The organism is Aquimarina mycalae, from assembly GCF_029906345.1.
In the GTDB taxonomy this organism is placed as follows: domain Bacteria; phylum Bacteroidota; class Bacteroidia; order Flavobacteriales; family Flavobacteriaceae; genus Aquimarina.
This window is the reverse complement of record NZ_JARYGY010000001.1, coordinates 177,779-197,991: the sequence shown is the minus strand read 5'-3', so window position 1 is coordinate 197,991 and position 20,213 is coordinate 177,779. Positions and strand designations below refer to the sequence as shown.

At 33.0% G+C, this 20,213-nt stretch carries 11 protein-coding genes; all 11 read left to right on the top strand.

The window, feature by feature from the left end:
• Positions 1 to 146: 146 nt before the first annotated feature.
• The 11 genes from QBK95_RS00780 to QBK95_RS00730 all read left to right on the top strand — a co-directional run bounded on the left by QBK95_RS00780 (position 147) and on the right by QBK95_RS00730 (position 20,194).
• Positions 147 to 437 carry a PAAR domain-containing protein gene (locus QBK95_RS00780; protein ID WP_280929521.1) on the top strand — a complete coding sequence of 97 codons (291 nt, stop codon included), beginning with the start codon at positions 147 to 149 and terminating at the stop codon, positions 435 to 437.
• A gap of 2 nt (positions 438 to 439) precedes the next feature.
• Positions 440 to 859, top strand: coding sequence for a GPW/gp25 family protein (locus QBK95_RS00775; RefSeq protein WP_280929519.1), 420 nt, complete (start codon positions 440 to 442; stop codon positions 857 to 859).
• A gap of 17 nt (positions 860 to 876) precedes the next feature.
• A complete protein-coding gene (locus QBK95_RS00770; protein ID WP_280929518.1) occupies positions 877 to 4,146 on the top strand; it encodes a baseplate J/gp47 family protein in 3,270 nt (1,089 codons plus the stop codon).
• A 111-nt stretch (positions 4,147 to 4,257) separates the two neighbouring features.
• Positions 4,258 to 7,071, top strand: a complete 2,814-nt coding sequence (locus QBK95_RS00765) for a baseplate wedge protein (RefSeq protein WP_280929516.1) — start codon at positions 4,258 to 4,260, stop codon at positions 7,069 to 7,071.
• Positions 7,072 to 7,086: 15 nt separating this feature from the next.
• Positions 7,087 to 10,929, top strand: a complete 3,843-nt coding sequence (locus QBK95_RS00760) for a PKD domain-containing protein (RefSeq protein ID WP_280929514.1) — start codon at positions 7,087 to 7,089, stop codon at positions 10,927 to 10,929.
• A gap of 3 nt (positions 10,930 to 10,932) precedes the next feature.
• Entirely contained in the window at positions 10,933 to 12,702 is a 1,770-nt protein-coding gene (locus QBK95_RS00755) for a contractile injection system tape measure protein (RefSeq protein ID WP_280929512.1), read from the top strand.
• Between the two features lie 10 nt (positions 12,703 to 12,712).
• Positions 12,713 to 13,201 (top strand): hypothetical protein, encoded by a 489-nt coding sequence (locus QBK95_RS00750; protein ID WP_280929510.1) that lies wholly within the window; start codon positions 12,713 to 12,715, stop codon positions 13,199 to 13,201.
• A complete protein-coding gene (locus tag QBK95_RS00745) occupies positions 13,198 to 14,676 on the top strand; it encodes an eCIS core domain-containing protein (protein ID WP_280929508.1) in 1,479 nt (492 codons plus the stop codon). Before QBK95_RS00750 ends, QBK95_RS00745 begins: the two co-directional genes overlap by 4 nt.
• Before the next feature lie 81 nt (positions 14,677 to 14,757).
• Positions 14,758 to 15,192 (top strand): hypothetical protein, encoded by a 435-nt coding sequence (locus QBK95_RS00740; RefSeq protein ID WP_280929506.1) that lies wholly within the window; start codon positions 14,758 to 14,760, stop codon positions 15,190 to 15,192.
• Between the two features lie 70 nt (positions 15,193 to 15,262).
• Positions 15,263 to 15,931: a hypothetical protein gene (locus QBK95_RS00735; RefSeq protein ID WP_280929505.1), complete on the top strand. Its 669-nt coding sequence runs from the start codon at positions 15,263 to 15,265 to the stop codon at positions 15,929 to 15,931.
• A gap of 30 nt (positions 15,932 to 15,961) precedes the next feature.
• On the top strand, positions 15,962 to 20,194 hold the full coding sequence (locus tag QBK95_RS00730) for an eCIS core domain-containing protein (RefSeq protein WP_280929503.1): 4,233 nt from the start codon (positions 15,962 to 15,964) through the stop codon (positions 20,192 to 20,194).
• Positions 20,195 to 20,213 lie beyond the last annotated feature (19 nt).

The following is a 20,213-nucleotide window of genomic DNA, read 5'->3' as shown; positions in this document are numbered from 1 at the left end:
GTGTTAGGGATAGAAACGACATCCTTTTATAATCATACCGACCTTGTCGAAGTATGATGATAAAAGATATAGTGTATAGCCCGACCTAATGAATTTAGAGTTTAACAAACGAAAAAATCATTAGGAACACCAAAAAGCAAAACAAAATGCCACCAGCAGCAAGAATAACAGATATGCATGTATGTCCAATGGTAACAGGAGTAGTACCTCATGTTGGAGGTCCAATACTTCCAGCTGGAGAGCCTACCGTATTAATTGGCGGATTACCAGCTGCAAGAGTAGGAGATATGGCAACTTGTGTTGGACCGCCAGATACTATAATTGTGGGCTCCGGAACCGTAATGATTGGTGGAATGCCAGCAGCAAGAATGGGAGATAGTACAGCGCATGGAGGAACAATAATTTTAGGGTTACCTACAGTATTAATAGGAGGTTAATTATGGAAGGAAATACATCATTTTTAGGAACAGGTTGGGCGTTTCCGCCAGAGTTTAATAAAGAAGGAAAAGAATCTGGAAAAGTAGAAATGCTATCTGATGAGGTAGATATAAAAAGTAGTTTGGAAATTTTGCTTTCTACTCGTTTAGGAGAACGGGTGATGGTTCCAAATTATGGATGTAATCTCGACGAACTGTTGTTCAAGCCTTTAAACCTGACCTTAAAAACATTTGTAAAGGAATTGATCAAGAATGCCATTCTATATTATGAACCAAGGATTGATGTAGAGAAAATACAGATTGATCAAACCAACGAATTAGATGGAGAATTATTAATTCTGATTGATTATCGAATTAGAGTGACCAATGCTAGAAATAATCTGGTGTTTCCATTCTATAAAGAAGAAGGAACTAACATATAACAGAAAAATAAAATACAATGAGTAGCAGTTGCGAACATAACGATCTATTGTTGATGAGAAATGGTACTTCTCAAAATCAACGTTGTATTGATGCACTGGATCCCCAAAGTATACAATTGCACGATCTGAATACAGAAGATTGGATGCGATTTGCACTCAGGTTTTCTGAAAAAGTAAATTATTTTAATACAGAAACAAATACGATTTCTGGAGATTGGAGCAATTTCTTTATTAAAGAAAATGAGATCGCAGATTTCGTAGAAAAACTCAAAAACCTTGAGAAACCTTCTGATACAAGTACATTAGAAAAAAATATAGAACCACATCTTACCCTTTTTGCAGCTTTTCTGAAGTTAACTTCTTTTTCTCAAGAACGATTAAATAGTTTATCAAAAAAGCATCTAGATTTTTATTATAAAGAAGTTTTAAAACTTGATAATAAGGCTCCAGTAGAGGATAAAGTGCATATACTTTTTGAGCTCGCAAAAAACTCAACAGAAGTAAGAATAGAAGAGAAAACTTCCTTAGATGGAGGAAAAGATAAAAACGGAACAAAACGTATTTATAAAACACAGGAAGAGATTATTGTAAATAAAACTTCGGTTGCTTCTTTACGTAATGTGTTTCATGAAGAAGGAGTTGGAATTAAAAGTGCTTTTGTTGCAAATTCCTATGATGGAATTGGAGAAGATTTTCCAGAAGATGAAATTAGATGGTGGCCATTTGGGTATCCAACAGATACTCCAGGAGCAACGCAAGATTCAGAGGCATATCCCGATCTTCCTTTTGCGAAAACAGGATTTGGATTATCCTCACCAGTTTTATTACTAAAAGAAGGAAAAAGAACGATTACATTTACCTGTGAGCTTAGTCCTTTTAAAACTTCTACAATTAATGTTAATGACTTTCCAGATGCTGTAGCTGTTTTTTTTAGTGGAGAAAAAGAATGGATTGAAGGGACAATTTTACCTAGTGATTCTGCTATAGTTTCTGGAGAGCTAAAATTGGTAGTAGAACTTAATGAAGGTTTGGATCCAGTAATTGGATATAATAAAGAAGTACTACTAGAACCTTATGATACAGCGGATCCAGTTGTAAGATTTGTCATTAAAAACAGTACAACCGATGATAAAGGACATAGGTTTCAGCAATTGTTTTCTAATACAGTAGTAGATAATATAACGATAAACGTTTCTATTGATGCTATTCAAGATATCACAGTAGAGAACGATTTGGGAGTTTTAGATGCTTCTAAACCATTTTATCCATTTGGTCCACAGCCTAAAAAAGGATCTAATTTTTTTATAGGGTTACCAGAAGCATTAGATAAGAATTGGACTAAAATAAATATAGATTTTGATTGGAAAGACAAACCAAACTTAGAGGATAATTATACAGCTTATCGCACAGAGTTTGTAAAATCTATAAGTAAAGATCGGTATACTTTAACTCTAAACGAAAATGGAGCTATAGGTAATCCTAAAAATCTAGTTCCAATTGTGGATAACGAAAATCACTTTACTGCCGAAGTACAAGTACTAGATAATGGAGTTTGGGATTCTAAAGATCTTAATCACCTTTTGTTCAGCGCTGCTAACCGTGATACAAGTAGTATTGAAATCACAAAAACTGCAACCACAAAACCTGGAAATAAAGACTTTTTTGACTTTTCTGTCAAACCATTTGGTCAATTTAAACCGTTTAGTCCATTTAGTCAGTTTGGTAGAGATAGTTTTGTGTCTCAAACAAAACAACCTCCTAAAGAAAAATTTACTGCAGCAGTAAAAAAAGGATTTGTAAAACTCATTCTTAATCAATCATTTTTACATGATTTGTTTCCTAGAATTTTTTCTGTAGCATTATCAAAAGAAAATGTATCTAATACATTAATCCCTAATGCACCCTATACACCACAAATAGAAACGATAAAAGTTGGGTATGATGCGCAAGCAAGTACAGAAGACAACAATGTAAAATTGTTTCATGAACATCCATTTGGCGTGTCTGAAGAAGATAAAGAATTAAAGAACACTTCGGTATTAGCAACTACAAATAGAGTAATCAAATTATTACCCACATATAAAAATGGATCTCTATTTATTGCCTTAGAAAATGCAGAAAACCTTCAAAGTGTTTCTTTATTGATTCAAACATTAGAAGGAAGCGAAAACCCAGAAACAACCAATGATTTTATTGAAGGAGAAAAGTTAGAATGGTCAATACTATGTGATAACGAGTGGTTATCCTTAAATGCAGATTATATTTTAGCAAACAATACAGATAACTTTTTGCGATCAGGAATTGTAAAATTTTCTATCCCAAAACAAGCAACTCAGGAAAACACAAAATTACCTTCTGGATATTTCTGGCTTAAAATAGATAATCCAAGAGATTTTGATACAGTAAGTCAACTGATAGACATAAAGTCGCAAGCTGTATTGGCTAGGTTTGAAAATAACGAGAATGATGTAAGCCATCTTCAATATGGTATTCCTGCTGGAACTATTTCAAAATTGGTAGAACGATTAGCGAATGTAAAAGGAGCAACACAAGAATATGGTTCGTTTGACGGAAAACCAGAAGAAACTGATAAAGAGTTTTATCGAAGAATAAGCGAACGATTAAGACACAAACAACGAGCAATTACAATTTGGGATTATGAACATCTTGTTTTACAAGAGTTTCCAGATATCTACAAAGTAAATTGTTTAAATCATACTTCATTAACTTCTTTTCTATCACCAGGAGATGTTACGTTAGTAGTAATTCCTAATATCATAAACCAAAATGTTTATGATCCTTATAAGCCTAGAATAAGTAAAGCAAAGAGAAATGAAATTCAGGACTTTATTAATCAGTTAAACACCCTTCATGTTTCTGCTCAGGTAATCAATCCTATCTATAAAGAGGTAAAAGTAATCCTGAAAGCAAAATTTTATGAAGGAAAAGATGAGAATTTTTACTCAACACAATTGCAGAAGGATATAGCAAAATTACTAGCTCCTTGGGCTTTTGAAGAGACTTCTATTATTGATTTTGGGATAACCTTACATGAAAGTATGGTGATTAACTATATAGAAAAACTGGAGTATGTGGATTACATAGCTGATTTTCAGTTGCAACAAGAAACAGGAGTTACCAATACAGGTATAAAGATATTCTCTTCTGTCAAAAAAGTAATACCATCAAGTGCAAAAGTGATTCTTACTTCGGTGAAGTTTACTAATCATATTATAGATGTGGTTACAGCAGACGAAGGATGTACAGTATTAACATCAGGCGAATAAAAAGAAACAGATGAAACCAATACAATTAAAAAAATCTTTAAGAATAGAGAATAACGATTGTTTTAATTGTCAAAGATTCCATCTAACCTCTAAAACAATAATAAACAACAGATGAAAGAAACGATATCTATACCAAAAAATGTAAATAGAGGAGACGATCTTGATTATGAGTATCTGAGAGAGGTTGGTGTTGACTATATAGAAAAGATTGGAAGTAAACTTTGGACAGACTATAATGTTCATGATCCAGGCGTAACTATATTAGAAATGATATCATATGCTATTACAGACCTTTCGCAACGTATAGAAATGCCAATTCAGAACCTATTGGCATCAAAAGAGAATAATAAGGCTAAAATGCACGAGCAGTTTTTATCTGCAATAAATATTCTTCCTACTAAACCCATAACGGCGCTCGATTATCGAAATCTATTTGTGCACGTACAAGGAGTAAAAAATGCATGGATAAAAGCACATGATCAGTACATACATATTAATTGTAAAACACATCCTGCAGCACTCTCATATACTGCTTTTGATGAAAATCAAACCATTCCTGCTCCTTTTAGATTAAAAGGACTTAATGATATTATTTTAGATATAGAAGAAGAAGTAGTTGATACCAATGAGGTTATTAATACAGTTCGAGATTTGTATCATCAAAACAGAAATCTGTGTGAAGACCTTGTGGATGTTACAGTTGTGCAAGAACACCCAATTGCTATTTGCGCATATATAGATCTTGTGCCAGGAGCAGATGAAGAATACATTTTGGCGCTCATTTATCAAGCCATTGATCATTACTTTTCACCTTCTGTTAGCTTTTATACGCTTCAAGAGATGTTTGATAAAGGATATACTACAGATCAAATTTTTGAAGGTCCAATTCCTTTTAGTGAAGCCTGTGTAGATTTTGATAACGTAAAAGGAGGGTTCATCGATAAAGAAGAACTTATTAATGCCGATTTAAGAAAAGAAGTGCGTCTTTCTGATATTATTCAATTGATTATGAAGATTGAAGGAGTACACGTAATCAAAGATATTTCTATTGGTAATTGTGACGGCACTCTAGGATTAGAAGGGTCATGGAATATTTGTGTCAAAGATTGGCATAAACCAGTGCGTTGTGATAAAAGCACATTCAATTTTACCAAAGGGTTATTACCTATTGGAATTAATGAATCTAAAGTAGCAGCAAATGTTGCAAAATTAAAAGCTGAAGAAAAAGCGAAACAACAAAAAATAAGTATAGAGGATGTAGAAATACCTTTAGGAACGTATCAAACACCAGAAAGTTATACTACAATTCAGAACGACTTTCCAGATACCTATGGAATTTCTCCTTTTGGTCTTCCTGGTAATGCCAAAAAACAGAGAAAAGCAAAGGCAAAACAATTAAAAGCATATCTATTATTCTTTGATCAAATACTAGCTAATTATTTCAAACACTTATCTCAGGTAAAAGATTTATTGTCGGTAGATGAAAATCTTAAAAAACTATATATCGATAATGATATACTTTCTGAAATAGAAGAACTAAAAGCGAAACAAACCTATTACACACAACAGGTAGAAGATATCACAGATATTGAAACCATAATTTCTGACTATGATAATTATGATCAAGATATTATCAATATCATACACGAAGTAAAAGAAGAAAAAACAAGTAATGAAATTTTTTATGAAAGACGAAATAAGCTTCTGGATCATCTAATTAGTAGATTTTCTGAACGTTTTGGTGATTACGTCTTTATTATGAAGTTGCTGTACGGTGACAACGACAATGCAAATGATGAAATTTTAAGAGCAAAACTTAGCTTTTTAAAAGACTACAAGGAAATAAGTTGTGCACGTGGATTAGGATTTAATTATTGCCATCCACAAACTACTACCGATGATAATGGTATCTGGGATACTTCTAACGTTTCAGGAGTACAAAAAAGAATATCAAAGCTTTTAGGAGTACTGGATTATAAAAGAAGGGATCTAGCTACCGAGTTTTTAGAAGTGTATGAAGAATCAGATGACGATGATGTGATTGAGTATCGATGGAGAATAAAAAATGACAATCAGGTATTACTATCATCGAGTAAACATTATCATAATCTGGCGGATGCATTTGAAGAGCTTTTTTTGGCTTATTATCTAGCTAAAAATGCTGACAATTACGATTTCAAATTAACAGAAGATGGTACACAAACGTACTTTAATTTGATTAATCCAAATATTGTAGATCCCGAAAATGAAGATTGGATAATTGCCAGAAGAATTGCTTTTACAGATACAGAAGAAGAAGCTATTGAAGCAAGAAATACTTTAATACAACTTATAAAAGATATTAGTGCTGATGAAGGAATGTATATCATAGAACATATTCTACTACGTCCTGATACTAATAACCTTAATCAATTCGATGCAGAGATCCCTGATCAGTTATTACCTGATGCAGCCCCGCAAGATTTTATGCCCACCTGTTTAGATGCTGAATGTACATCTTGCGATCCCGTAGATCCATACTCTTTTAGAGTTTCGATAATACTACCTGGATGGACTCAAAGATTTGGGAATAAAGATTTTAGAAGATTTGCAGAGCAGCTTATTCGCGAGGAACTTCCAGCGCATGTGTTGGCAAAAATATGTTGGGTAGGATATCCAAAAGGACTAGTTCCCGATGAAGAGAATGATATGCTTAATATACAAGAGAAATACAAAACCTTTTTAGAACAATTGCATTGCGATACTAGTATAAGTAGTAAAGAAGATATAGAAAATTACAGAACAGTAGTAAATGAATTGATTAGATGTATGAATAATGCGCATACTATTTATCATACAGGAAAACTACATGATTGTGATAATGATAATACCGAAGAAACAGGAAACAAAATAATATTAGGAAGAACAAATATTGGCAACCTTTAAAAAAGAAGAAAAGTCATGGCAACAATAAAATTAGAAGAAATCACAACGCAATATCGATCTTTTGTCGATGATCAGGTATTGACGGCAGAACAGCTTAATACAGTTATTGATTATTTCGAAGATCAGAACAGATTAACGCGTATTTGTTTAAGCGGAGTAGGAATCGTATGTGGTCTTAATATAACTTATGAGGAGAATACATCAATTATCGTATCTGATGGATGTGCAGTAACAACAGATGGGGATTTAATTAAGTACCTAACAAAAACGTATACGCATGTTAAATCTTTTAAAGATGTAGATGCCAGTTATAGCAAGTTTACTGGGGTTACTGATATTCAGGAGTTAATAACAACAGAAGAATCTGAATCGACAGAGGCTTTTTTGTTAAATACGGTAACCGATATTGCAGATAGAGTGGTTGTTCTTTATCTGGAAAATTATTCAAAAGAAGAAACGCCATGTACTTCTGCTGATTGCGATACTCAAGGTGAGGAGCAAGTTGCCAAAATAAGAGTTTTATTATTATCCAAAACTGATGTAAAGATCATTAGCAATAAAGCAAATGATCCCATATTTGATAAGCATAACAATACCAAAAAATATATTAATCTTCCTGAAATTTCTGTAAAGCGTGTTATTCTTAAAAACGAATATGAACTAGGTATATCGAGAAATACAATTATTTCACAGAATTCGAACACGGCGGATTATTTTAAACTTAAAAACAGCTATCTGGATGTTATAAAAAATACGACAGTTACCACAGATTTAAAAGCAGGAATCACTAGGTTGTTTACAGACTTTAAAACCTTATTGGATACCGATTCATTAGTTGTAAAAACATCATCTGTTATCAATAATAGAATAGATTCTATATTCAAAATAAGCATTAGAAATATTCCATTAGATATTCAATATAGATATGATGTATTAAAGGATTTAGTAAATACGTATAATGAAATCAAATGCCTTTTGTTTGATTTAAAAGTAATCTGTTGTCCAGATAAAAGTTCATTTCCGAAACATTTATTATTAGGAGAACTTACGCCTGCAGGAGAATATCTGGACTGTAGACATTGTTTTTACCCTTCGCCCATAATTACTAATGGTAAAGAAAAATGGGAAGAAATCAGAAATTTGATAGAGCGTATTCATTATATGTTGTCTGAATATAATATTACACAATCTGCTTTTACGGATATCAAAGTTACTCCATCTATGGATTATAATACATCCTTAAGTAAACGATCAATACCTTACTATTATAGCACCTCTAAAAACCTTATAGAGAATTGGAATTATCAGAAAACTAAAAAATACGAAGAAGATCAGAATTTAGGATATCGTAGTACAAACCTTTCAGGCAGTGATCCAATTCAAAACCCTTTGGATTACAATATTGACGGAAACGATTTCTATAGAATAGAAGGACATTTAGGTAAAGATTATCGAACAGCAATAAAGGACTTAGATACTATCAAAAACGAAAAAGGATTAGCTTTTGATATTAAAGTACTTAGCATTGATGAAACATTAGAAAGCCTTGACTTATCCGAATATAAATGTCAATTCGACGATCTTAATGCGGTATTAAAAGCATGGAGAGCAGAACAAAATTGTTTAAATGCAAACGTGGCTAAGTTTTTCTCTGGATTTAGTGTAAGAGATAAAGGAAGACATAAGTTTTATAAAGTTGATAGTTTTGAAACACCTATTGTATCTGAGGCCGTTTCAGAAGTGCCTTTTGTTTCAGAAAGAGCATTATTATCACCAATAACTTCTATATCTAGTTTAGAAGCCTCTATAGATACTGTGGCATTAGACGCATCATTTAGAGATATAGGTGGTTTCCAGACAGTATATAATGTGGATACTGTAGTAGCCGATAATATAATCAAAGATGAGGATGTATTAGGTAAAGTTATTGACAAGGCTTTTAGAGAAAAACCAGAAGGCTCAGCAGAAGATATTATTGCTGTTATAAAAAAAGATATAGATGAGGATCCGGAGATCTCTACTTGGGAAGATGAAATAAAAGAAGTTGCGATTAATCAACCAGCAGAAATTCTGGCTTTTACTAAAGTGGCAACAAAATTTATCCCTAATAGTGTGGAGGAAATGGAAATCGATAGAATACGGGATTATAAGGTAACCGTAGATAACTTATGCGAGAGAGTAGAAGCCTATAAAAAAAGAACAACAGGTTTACTATATTCAGAAACATCAAATTATAACCGAGCAGGTTTTGAGCAGCAGTACGCTTTATTACTAAATCAATTATCAATCAATTGCTGTGCAGCTGAAAAAATTGAAGTATTACTTGACGAAATTCAAAAACGAAAAGAAGAAGTACTTGCACAAAAGTTATTGTCAAAATTTGTTGAAAAACATAGTGGTTTAGAACATAAAGCAGGAGTAAAACCAGGAGGAACTTTTGTAATGGTGTATAAAGGAAAAAGTAAGTCTACAAGCAGAGTACCTTCTTTATCCCGAAATCCTATTTTATCTACTCCATTAACGATTAGTAATACATCTAGAATTAACCCTTTAGAGATTGTGAATCCTTCGATCAGTCCAGTAGCTTTTGACCCTACTAGAGTTGTAAATCCAGGGATTACTGCAATTAATCCATCGTTGTTTAATGTAAGTAATTTAAATTTTGACCTATTCAGCAATGCAGTGCTACGTCCGTTAGATAATGTAACTGAAAATACAGTGGTGGCAGATTTTGCCTTGCCTTATAATTGTTGTTCTGATTGCGCGCCAGTTTCGTTTATCATACCTAAACAACCTGTTTCTTTACGATTACCAGTAGATTTTGTTTGTCTTGATGATACCACCACACCAATTGCTTTCGAAGTGGTTCCAGGAGATGCTATCGTTGCTGCGGATGTAGAAGAAGGACTTAATGGAGGAGTTGTGCAAGTCGATGGTAAATTCTTATTTGATGCGACACAGATAAGTGAAGAATTAGAAAGTAAAGAGATAAGTTTCACAGCAAATGACCAAATCACAGAAGCCAAAATTGTTGTGTATAGAAAACCAGATTTTGATTTTGTAAATACAGAACCAAAGTATTTTAATGATGACACTGTAGCATCCGTAAACTTTACGGTTCAAGGAGTTGATCTACCAGCAGGAGTCAAGTATTTCTGGGATTTTGGAGATAACACATTACCAGACAATAGAACCGATGAGAATCCACGACACGAGTATAAATTACCAGTAAATGAAGAGAATCTAGTTACTGTAACCTTAACTGTTACGAATGGTAAATGTAGTCATTCGGTTTCTCATGATATACAATTTGAAGTAGAAGTTGTTGATAGGGAATGTATAGAGAATGCTAAAAATACTGTCGAAAAAGGTATGGAAGAATTACCTCAGTTTAGTGATATCTCAGATAATTTAAGACAAGAAGTATTAGAGCCTACACAAGCATTGTATAAGGTTGTTTTAGAACAATTCGAAGAGTTCACTAATGGTGATTTTAATGAAGAGCTGAATGAAAGGTTTGTAGAATTGATAAGAACAACCTTCAAAAACATTTTAACCTTAGATGATCAAGACAGCTTCGAGTTTTTCTCTGTTACAAATATTTTCAGATTACAAATTCAATTGTTCTATAGCATCCTATGTTGTCAGTCTAATGAACTAATAGAGAAGTTTGGTGTAGTAATAGAAGAGGTGCTTACAGAAATCAATCAATCTCTAGAACAATTTGGAGAAAATCGAATAGAAATTGATAAAGAAGGAAGACTGAAAGAGTTCCTACAAATCACTTTTGATAAAGTAGAAGGAATTGAGTTACTGCAAAGGAATATTAAGACACAATTAGAATTTCTTAATTCTTAAATCATGATTGAGCAAAAACATATCATAAATAAGGTTTTCTTTGAGGTACATACGTCAGATACAAAAACGGCGTATGATCTCAAGGATAACCTGGATGTGTTTTTAAAACAAAATCTTTTCCCGACACTACAGGCTTATTTTGATAACATAATCACAGAAAAAGATCAGATAATACGATGTGATAAATTAGAATTAGAACTTAACGCTGCTAACATAAAAGATCAAGTACAATTACAACTTGATATCGTGAAATCGCTTCAGAAACAATTAATACTAAATAAGGAATCATCTTATAGAGATACAATAGAAGATCCATCAGTTTCAATAATTAATAAAGAAAAGAGTGACATCCAAACATTTTTTTATTTTCTGGAAACAGGACAAAATCCTTGGTGGGATTTAGGCAAAAACCTAGAGGATAACCTTTTTATAGAAACCGTTCTTTCGAGTAAGAATTTCTTATCAAAATTTAGAGAGCGTGTTCAAAATAAAGCTATTCGCAAAAGATTAATATATCAGTTTTCAGATAAGGCCTTATCGAAAATGCTTACTCAAGATAAGCCTATTAAGAGTTTTCCGAAAGTGCTTAAAAAAGATGTGAGACGAGAGCAATATTGGGAAATTATAACAAGATTTGTTGCTGATAAAAATCTAAAATTATTAAAAGACAGCCTCACAGTATTAGTGTCAAATCTTAAAAAAGAGACGTGGAAACCTAAAAATTTCACCGAAGTTTTAGATAAAGAAATACAAGAAATAGTTAAATCAGAAAAAAAGCAGAAACCAATAGCATGGCAAAATACTTTAATTGATAACCTCAAAAGAATACTTTCTGAAGAATTAAAGTCAAATAAGATTTTAAAAACTAAGACACTAGCAGAAAAGGTGATTCATAAACTACCTGAAGAGTTAAAAGAACATATTGAAACCAAAGTTTTAAGAAAAATAGTAAAAACAAGTGTTCAAATAATTCATAAAAACCATAGTGGTAAGACTAAAAATATTGAGAAAGAAATTTTGTCTTTTACTTCAGAATTGATTTCTGAGAAACTAGAAATTTTTCAATCTAGAAATGGAGATAGAATAGTTGGGTCTACAAAACAGGATAAAAATGATTTGATAAAACCAACTAACGAACAATTAACTAGGGATTATATTCAGAAACCAAAAACAAATGAACAAGAAAACAAAATCTTAGCTAGAGAACAAATTGGTAAACAATTCATTGAAGAAACTGTTGAAGGAGCTAATGCAGAAGAAGTTGATACAAATACATCATTGTATATCCAGAATGCAGGTTTACTATTATTACATCCATACCTCAATAGATTTTTCGAAACATTAAAATTACTTGATGAGAAAGGTAAAATAAAGCAGGATAAAGCAGAATTAGCTGTTCATTTATTACATTATTTGGCTACAAAAAAAGAAAAACAAGTAGAAAACAAACTAGTTTTTGAAAAATTCTTGTGCGGTTATCCGATTGATAAATCCATTCGTAAAAATATAAGATTACCCCAAAAACTTAAACTTGAGGCAGAACATGTACTCGAAGCTGTATTAAAAAACTGGCAAGCTCTTAAAAATACTTCAGCGGATGGTCTAAGAGAAAATTTCATTAAGAGAGATGGCAAGTTGATACTAAATGAAGAATCAAGATATAGAATCGTTGTAGAACGAAAAACACAGGACATATTGTTGGAAAAATTGCCTTGGAATCTTACGATAATCAGGCTTCCATGGATAGATAAACTAATTTTTGTTGAATGGTAAAATCACACTTATGAAAATAACACTTTATATAATAGCATTATTTGTACTGACCATAGTTCTGTTCTATCAATTTGATATGACTATTTTGGAATTGAAACCAATAAAGGAGATAGATCTAAGTACATTATTAATTTCGTTTCCAATTTTACTTGCCTTGGTTGAACGATTTAATGAGCTTTTCGTAATTAAAAGAATCAATCAGGTTGTGCCAAGTGTGGATGCAAATGGAGACGCTCCAAAGAAAAATTTCAAGAATACGACTTTAACTTCTTTTACGATAGGGTTGTTGATTGCTATTGTGGGCTTTCGAATTTTGGAAACATTTATGAATCCTCCTTCAGAGACCGTATTATTTCAAAATGTAGCATTCAGGAGTCTGGATTGCATACTTACAGCATCTATAATTGCAGGAGGAACAGATGGTTGGCATCAACTAGTGAGTCTTATTAGTGATATTACTAAATCGAAAAGAAAAGAAATAAAAGAAGAAGTATCATGAGGCTAAACAGAAAGAAAAAATCACATATTGGACCTGGAAATACTGGAAGCTTTATTCAACCAAAACTAAAAGTAGGTAAGCCAGGAGATAAATATGAAGTTGAAGCAGATAAAATGGCAGATAAAGTTGTCAATAAAACTTCAACAAGCTCAGAGAGTGCTATCCAAAAAAAAGGAGCTCCAGAAGAAGAAGTGCAACAAAAACCATTGGCATCTTCTATTACTCCACTAGTACAAACCAGTATGTTCAAGGATAGAAAGGAACCTGGAGTTCAGAAGATGGAAGAAGAAGAACCAGTTCAAGCTAAGGAAGAGGAGGAACCAGTTCAGGCTATGGAAGAGGAAGAACCTGTTCAAGCAATGGAAGAAGAAGAACCAGTTCAAGCTATGGAAGAGGAAGAACCAGTTCAAGCTATGGAAGAAGAAGAACCTGTTCAGGCAATGGAAGAGGAAGAACCAGTTCAGGCTATGGAAGAGGAGGAACCAGTTCAGGCTATGGAAGAAGAAGAGCCAGTTCAAGCTATGGAAGAGGAAGAACCAGTTCAAGCTATGGAAGAGGAAGAACCTGTTCAGGCAAAGTGCGCGGAATGTGATAATGAAGGAGAAGTTCAGAAAATGGAAGAAGAAGGTATTCAAACCAAGTCGAAAAACCCTAACAACTCAGGATCAATAGAATCCAAGCTTAATAATAGCACTGGCGGAAGAAAACTGTCTGGCAATACAAAAAATGAAATGGAATCTGGTTTTGGAGCAGATTTTAGTCAAGTAAATATTCATACTGATAGTAATGCAGTACAGATGAGTCAAGAATTAGGTGCGCAAGCATTTACTCATGGTAATAACGTGTATTTTAATGAAGGGAAATATAACCCTAGTTCTAAAGAAGGAAAGCATTTATTAGCGCATGAATTGACACATACCATTCAGCAGAAAGGAATGGTTCAACAAAAAAGGATTGATAGAAAAAGAAGTTCAACAATACAGCGTAAAACAAAATCGAGTTGCGTGCGTCCGATTAAATGGAAACACAGAAATGCCAGAAATCATGGGGCAAATGCAATTAGGATAGATATCAATTGGAAAAGTAGTACAGGTGCTTTGGCAGATCTTTCTAATTGTACGATAAGAGAAGTAGTTAAATATGGAACAATACCGAATCCTCCTTTTACCTGGACTCCACCAAATCCTACAATACTTACTGTGCCTGGAACTAGTGGCGCAGCAATGGATACTCATAGTTATCCTCCTGGAATAGCAAGCCTATCCAAAAAATATGGAAAAATGACTGCATCTCAAGTATATCAATGGAGATGTACTGGACCAAACTGTGATAGTAAATGGCATACTTTTCCTGGTCAGCGATATACAATTAGAAGAACAGTATATCGAATAAAAGGAACAAATAAATGGTTCTATAGAATAGTAAAATATGGAGGTGGTGGTTTTAAAGCTGCGAGAAGAGTGAAAATACCATAAAAAGAGCCCATGTTCAAGAACAAGAAATACAATGTTTTAATAATTACCATTTCTCTTTTAATGATATTAATTCTCATAAGAATGGATAAAACTCAAAAATCAATGTTTGACGGTTCTTTTCAAGTTGAAAAAAACAAATACAGCTTAGAAGAAAATATTTGGTTGGATTTTACAATAGAAAATAAATCCAAAAAAACAGTGTATGTATTTTTTCAAAAAGAAAACCCTGAAAATCTAAATATCAAGATTAAAGAAACCAAAGGGTATATAAAACATTTGGACAAAAAAGAGCTAGGTGTAAGTTTAGTGCCAGAGTATCAATTGAAATACGAAGAGCAAATAAATACTAAATATCTTTTAAATAGTTTTTTAGAATTTAAAAAGAAAGGAATTTATGAAATCATGATCTCCTTAGATGTTGAATATAATCTGGTGAGTATACAAAGTGATCAATCAAAAGAAATAAATAAAATAGAAACTATTACTTCTATTATTTCATTAGAAATAACCGAATAAAACGGAAAGAGAATAAGTAAAAATGAATGAAGAATGAAAGTTTTATATAAATGAAATAAAATTAGAAATCATGCAAAACTTACTAAACGATTTACACCTATATGAACTTGTACTGTTGTTTTTAGGGATATTCTTATTCTTAATATTAAGTGCAGGGCTGCTATACTATATCATTAAAAAGGAGGAAATAAAGAGATTACTGTTGTTTTTTCCGATACCAATTTTAATGATTGGATATCCGAGTGTTCAGGAAATTACTATTTCTAGCGATAAAATTGCATTTTCTAAATATCAAGAAGAATACATTCAGAATCCTAATGACACTGTTGCAAAACAAAAACTGGAACAACTTACAGAAAAACTGGAAGAAAGAGCACAAACGCCAGAGGACATTTTACAGATTAGCAAAGCAAAATTATTATTAGGAAATAATACGGAAGCAATAAAATATGCTGATAAAGCTATAAAAACTGAAAAAGAAAGATCGGAATCGGATAGTGAAACATCTCCCGCAGTTCCAGATACTGATGATATCAACACGGCTCAGCAAAGACCTAAAACTACAAACCAAGCAATTCAATTAAAACAATTAGCACATATCCAGAATATGGAAAGCTTGGATATGGATACCGCTACTTTAAAAGCTAAAATAAAAAATGTCAAAGTAGATGATGAATTAATAGGCGCCAAGCAAATAGTTAAAAGAAAAACTTTAGAAAAACTAAGAACTAATAATTAATAATAAAAGATCCTGATGTTATAAAAAACAATGTTTAGAACGGCAACTGCAAATACTACAGCTAAATCCAGCAATTCAACTCTTTTTCAAAAGAAAAAGAGTGATAATGCTTTTATTCAGCCTAAACTTACTGTAGGTAAACCTGGAGATAAATATGAAGTAGAAGCCGATCGCGTTGCAGATAAGATTGTTGCAAAAGAAAAAGAACAAAACAACACTACCTTTGATAGTACTCCTCCTATTCAAAAACAGAAGGAAGAAGATATTCAAACATCTACGGAAACAGAAAATCAAATTCAAGAGAAACCACTTGCGGATAGTATTACTCCATTAATTCAGAAGCAAACTGAAGAAACATCTATACAGGAAAAAGAAGAGCAAGAAGAAGTACAGAAACTTTCAGAAGAAGAAACACAAAATCAAGAAATAACAGAGGAAACTCAAGTTCATGAAAAAGTATTAGAAGAAAATAACACCTCTTTAATTCAGCAGCAAACAGAAGAAGAACCTATCCAGGAAAAAGAAGAACAAGAAGAAATCCAACAAAAACCTGAAGAAGAAATACAAGCAAAGGTAGAGGATGAAGTACAACAACAGGAAACAATTCCCGAACCTCAAGCTCCTGAAATTATAGAGAATAATAATATTGCGCCCGATATTCAAAATGTAGAAGAAGAAGTTCAGGAAAAAGAAGAAGAGGAAGAAGAGGAAAGTATTCAAGAAAAAAGATTTGTACAAAAAGTAGAAGAACCTGACGGTAATTCAAACTCAGAAACTTCTTCGATAGAATCACAATTGAATAGTAAAAGTGGAGGCGCATCATTACCACAAGAAACTCAATCCCAGATGGAATCTGGCTTTGGAACTGATTTTAGTAATGTAAAAGTGCACACAGATTCTAGCGCTGTACAAATGAATAAAGATTTAGGAGCACAGGCATTTACGCATGGCAACGATATTTATTTTAATGAAGGGAAGTATGATACCACTTCTACTTCTGGTAAACATTTATTAGCGCATGAATTAACTCATACCGTACAGCAAGGAGCTTCTGTTCAGCCTAAAATGATTCAGAAAGCCGATGATGAAAAATCAGAAGAAGAAAGGAATTTTATAAAGACAAAAGATGGTTCTTTAGATCTTAGAAATGGAAAAAAAGAAGTGCATATACATACTTTAAAGATTCCAAGATTTAAAAGAAATAAGAAATTCTATCCAGAACCTCCTTTTAGACTTCCTCCAAAGGCTGAACGAAATTCAGATCAACGACAAAAATGGGATGAGCACGTAAAATCAAACGATACTGGACTGGATAAAAAACTGGAGAACATATACGATAAGCAAATACCAGCAGAAGTAGGTTCAAAAAAAGAACCACGTTACTACTTAAAGGTTCGAAAAGCTCCTTATAATATAATAGGAACAAAAACAGAAATCAAGAATAAGGTATTACGACCATTTTGGGATCATAATGGTACGTTCCAACTATACCATGTAGATCATCAAATAGAACTCCAACTAGGTGGTCCAGAAATGGACGTTGTATCCAATATGTGGTTGTTAGATGCACAATCAAACATAAGTTCTGGAGCAGTTATAAAGGCCAATAAAGATCGAAAGCTAACCAGTATTATTAATAAGGCAAAAGAGTCAGAGAATTTTGATACTACGGTTCCTAATAGTAAAGATGATGTAAGAGGAAGTGATTATAAAGTGTATGTTGACAAGATAGGGAGAGACGGAACCGGTTTTAAAACAAAGACCATTACACTATCAGATGCAACCGCAGGTAAAACGGTAAAAGGATTAGAGGCAATTTCTAGTAAAAAGCTACAAGAATTGAGAGGCTCTCCTAATGAGATTGTTATTTTCTTTAGTCAGTTTGGTGGTGTATCGAGACGAATTCCTTGGGAACCAGGAATGACAAGTAAAACAGATCTTTCTGATATGAAAGGCGGACCAAAAATCGGTGATAACTTTAAACTAACTTCTGTAGATTATACACATGGTGTTGGCGGTACGGTACACGGCAAAGCCTTTGAAAAAAAGAATGAATATGTAAATCAAGCCGATCTTTCTATGAAGATACAAAGCTCTCCAATTGTAGAATATGGTGGAGTGGTACCTAAAAGTAGTTTAAGAGCAGAAGCAAATAAATTAATAGCAAATCATTTCAGTCCGATTACCTTTTCTGAAGTCAGTATTATACCCAAAAAAGGAATTTATGCAAAGGGTAAAATAAAAGCTTCATTGCCAGTAATTAAAGATGTAGAAATTGACATTTTAATCAATGGTAATGAGGTTAGTATTTCTAAAACTTTTAATACTGGAGAATTCAATATGCCTTCTTCAATATTCAAGGTGAATGGCTCATCATTAACAGTATCGGTTGGAACTAAAGGATTAGATGTAAAAGGGCAAGTAGATTTTGAAATAAAAAAAGTAGGAGATGGATATATAGCTGGAGGAGCTTCAACTTCAGGAGGATTTGATTTAGAAGGAGCTTTCAATTTTGATTCAGAACTCTTTGATCCTGCAGAAATTAAAGTAGAATATAAAAATGATATATGGACAATTAGTGGAGAAATTGGTATTCCTGAAGGAAAAGTACCTGGAATTAAAAAGGCGAAGTTAACTGCTAACTATAGCGAAAACAAATTAAAAGCAGAAGGAGAAGCTGATCTAGACATTCCAGGAGTAGAAAGTAGTAGACTATCCGTAGTACATGGAGATGAAGGTTTCTCTGTAGAGGGAGATTTTCAATTGAATGCTGACCTTCCAGGAATAAAAAGTGGAAGTGTACATGCCAAAATAGCAAAAAATGAAGGAGACCAAGCCTACGATATCTTCATTTCTGGTAAAGCCAAACCAGATATTCCAGGAATTGATTCTGAAATTGATATTACCTATGATAATGGAGCTTTACTAATACAAGGAAAAACTAAAGTCAAGTTAGAAAAAAGTAATGCTGATGGAGAAGTTACTGTAGGAGTAACAAATCAAGTAATAGGAGAAGATAATAAACCAACAGGAGAAATCTCAGAATCCTGGAGCATTTTTGGTAGTGGTGATGTTTCGTTTGTACTCACCAAAGGAATTGTAGCAAATGCAAAAGTAGTATTGCAGCCTAATGGAGATATTATAGTCTCTGGCGGTGTTGCTCTTGATCGTTCTGATAAGAAGCCAAAAGAAAAGAAATTTGATAAGAATCTATTTAAGATTGGCCCTCCAGATATTATTTTATTTGCATTGCCAATAGGGGTTTCTTTGACTCTTGGGATCGAAGGACGAGCAGACCTTTATGCATCTTTTATGCCTCCTTATTTTGAAGAACTTCAACTTAGTTTTGACAATTTTAACCTTACCAAACCCGAAGATAATACAGAAATAGCAGGTAAGATTATAGTAGCCATGTCTGGTAAAGCAGGTGTTAAATTGAGTTTAACATTAAGTGCAACATTAAGTGCCTTAATAGCTAAGGTTACGGGATCATTAATAGGAAGTATAGGATTAGAAGCTAATGCCCTTGCAACAGCAGAATTAGGTGCAAAATGGTCGAATGCAAACGGTTTAGAAATAGAAAAAGGAGAAATATCTCTGGAAGCAGATGCTCAGTTTTTAGCAGAATTAAAAGGAAAAATAAGAGTATACCTGGATCTGTGGTTAGCCGAAATTGATATATGGGAAGAAGAACTCGAAATAGCGAAGGTGAAATTTGGAGATTCATTAAAAGTAGGATTTAAACTTCCGCTTTCTACAGAAAATGGAGAACTAAAAGCAGGTGAAATCAATAAAGACTCATTTACATATCCTGACATAAGTAGTGATAGCGAACAACAAAAAATTGTAGAACAAGGAGCAAAAGAGGATGAAAAAGTAAAACCACCTCCACCACCATCCAAAGAAGAAGCAGTAGCTGCAGTGAGAAAATTGGATGAAGGACCTGTTGATTTTTGGAATGTGTTAACCATGGATGCAGATCAGGCGAGAGCATTGGTTGCATTTAACTGGATTACCAGAGATACATATATCATGTGGTTAAAAACGAAACATGCTAAAATAGATTGGAGCGATGCAGTAGCTATGGGAAGAAGAAAGGATAAAGCGGATTTTGAAAACTTTAAAGCAGAAGTTAGAGGGATGGAACAAGGGTTTATGAGAATAATGAAAGTGTCTAAATTTAAAAAAGATCACTTCTTATTTTCACAATCAAAGAAAAACGAAATAATGCAATTGATGACTCCAGAAGAAGAATCAGTGTAGGGTAATAATATATTTCAAT

Bases quoted from the DNA above. Each gene is read 5' to 3' on its own strand.
- QBK95_RS00760 (WP_280929514.1), top strand. From the start codon at position 7,087: ATGGCAACAATAAAATTAGAAGAAATCACAACGCAATATCGATCTTTT.
- QBK95_RS00770 (WP_280929518.1), top strand. From the start codon at position 877: ATGAGTAGCAGTTGCGAACATAACGATCTATTGTTGATGAGAAATGGT.
- QBK95_RS00765 (WP_280929516.1), top strand. From the start codon at position 4,258: ATGAAAGAAACGATATCTATACCAAAAAATGTAAATAGAGGAGACGAT.
- QBK95_RS00755 (WP_280929512.1), top strand. From the start codon at position 10,933: ATGATTGAGCAAAAACATATCATAAATAAGGTTTTCTTTGAGGTACAT.
- QBK95_RS00745 (WP_280929508.1), top strand. From the start codon at position 13,198: ATGAGGCTAAACAGAAAGAAAAAATCACATATTGGACCTGGAAATACT.
- QBK95_RS00750 (WP_280929510.1), top strand. From the start codon at position 12,713: ATGAAAATAACACTTTATATAATAGCATTATTTGTACTGACCATAGTT.
- QBK95_RS00740 (WP_280929506.1), top strand. From the start codon at position 14,758: ATGGATAAAACTCAAAAATCAATGTTTGACGGTTCTTTTCAAGTTGAA.
- QBK95_RS00775 (WP_280929519.1), top strand. From the start codon at position 440: ATGGAAGGAAATACATCATTTTTAGGAACAGGTTGGGCGTTTCCGCCA.
- QBK95_RS00730 (WP_280929503.1), top strand. From the start codon at position 15,962: ATGTTTAGAACGGCAACTGCAAATACTACAGCTAAATCCAGCAATTCA.
- QBK95_RS00780 (WP_280929521.1), top strand. From the start codon at position 147: ATGCCACCAGCAGCAAGAATAACAGATATGCATGTATGTCCAATGGTA.
- QBK95_RS00735 (WP_280929505.1), top strand. From the start codon at position 15,263: ATGCAAAACTTACTAAACGATTTACACCTATATGAACTTGTACTGTTG.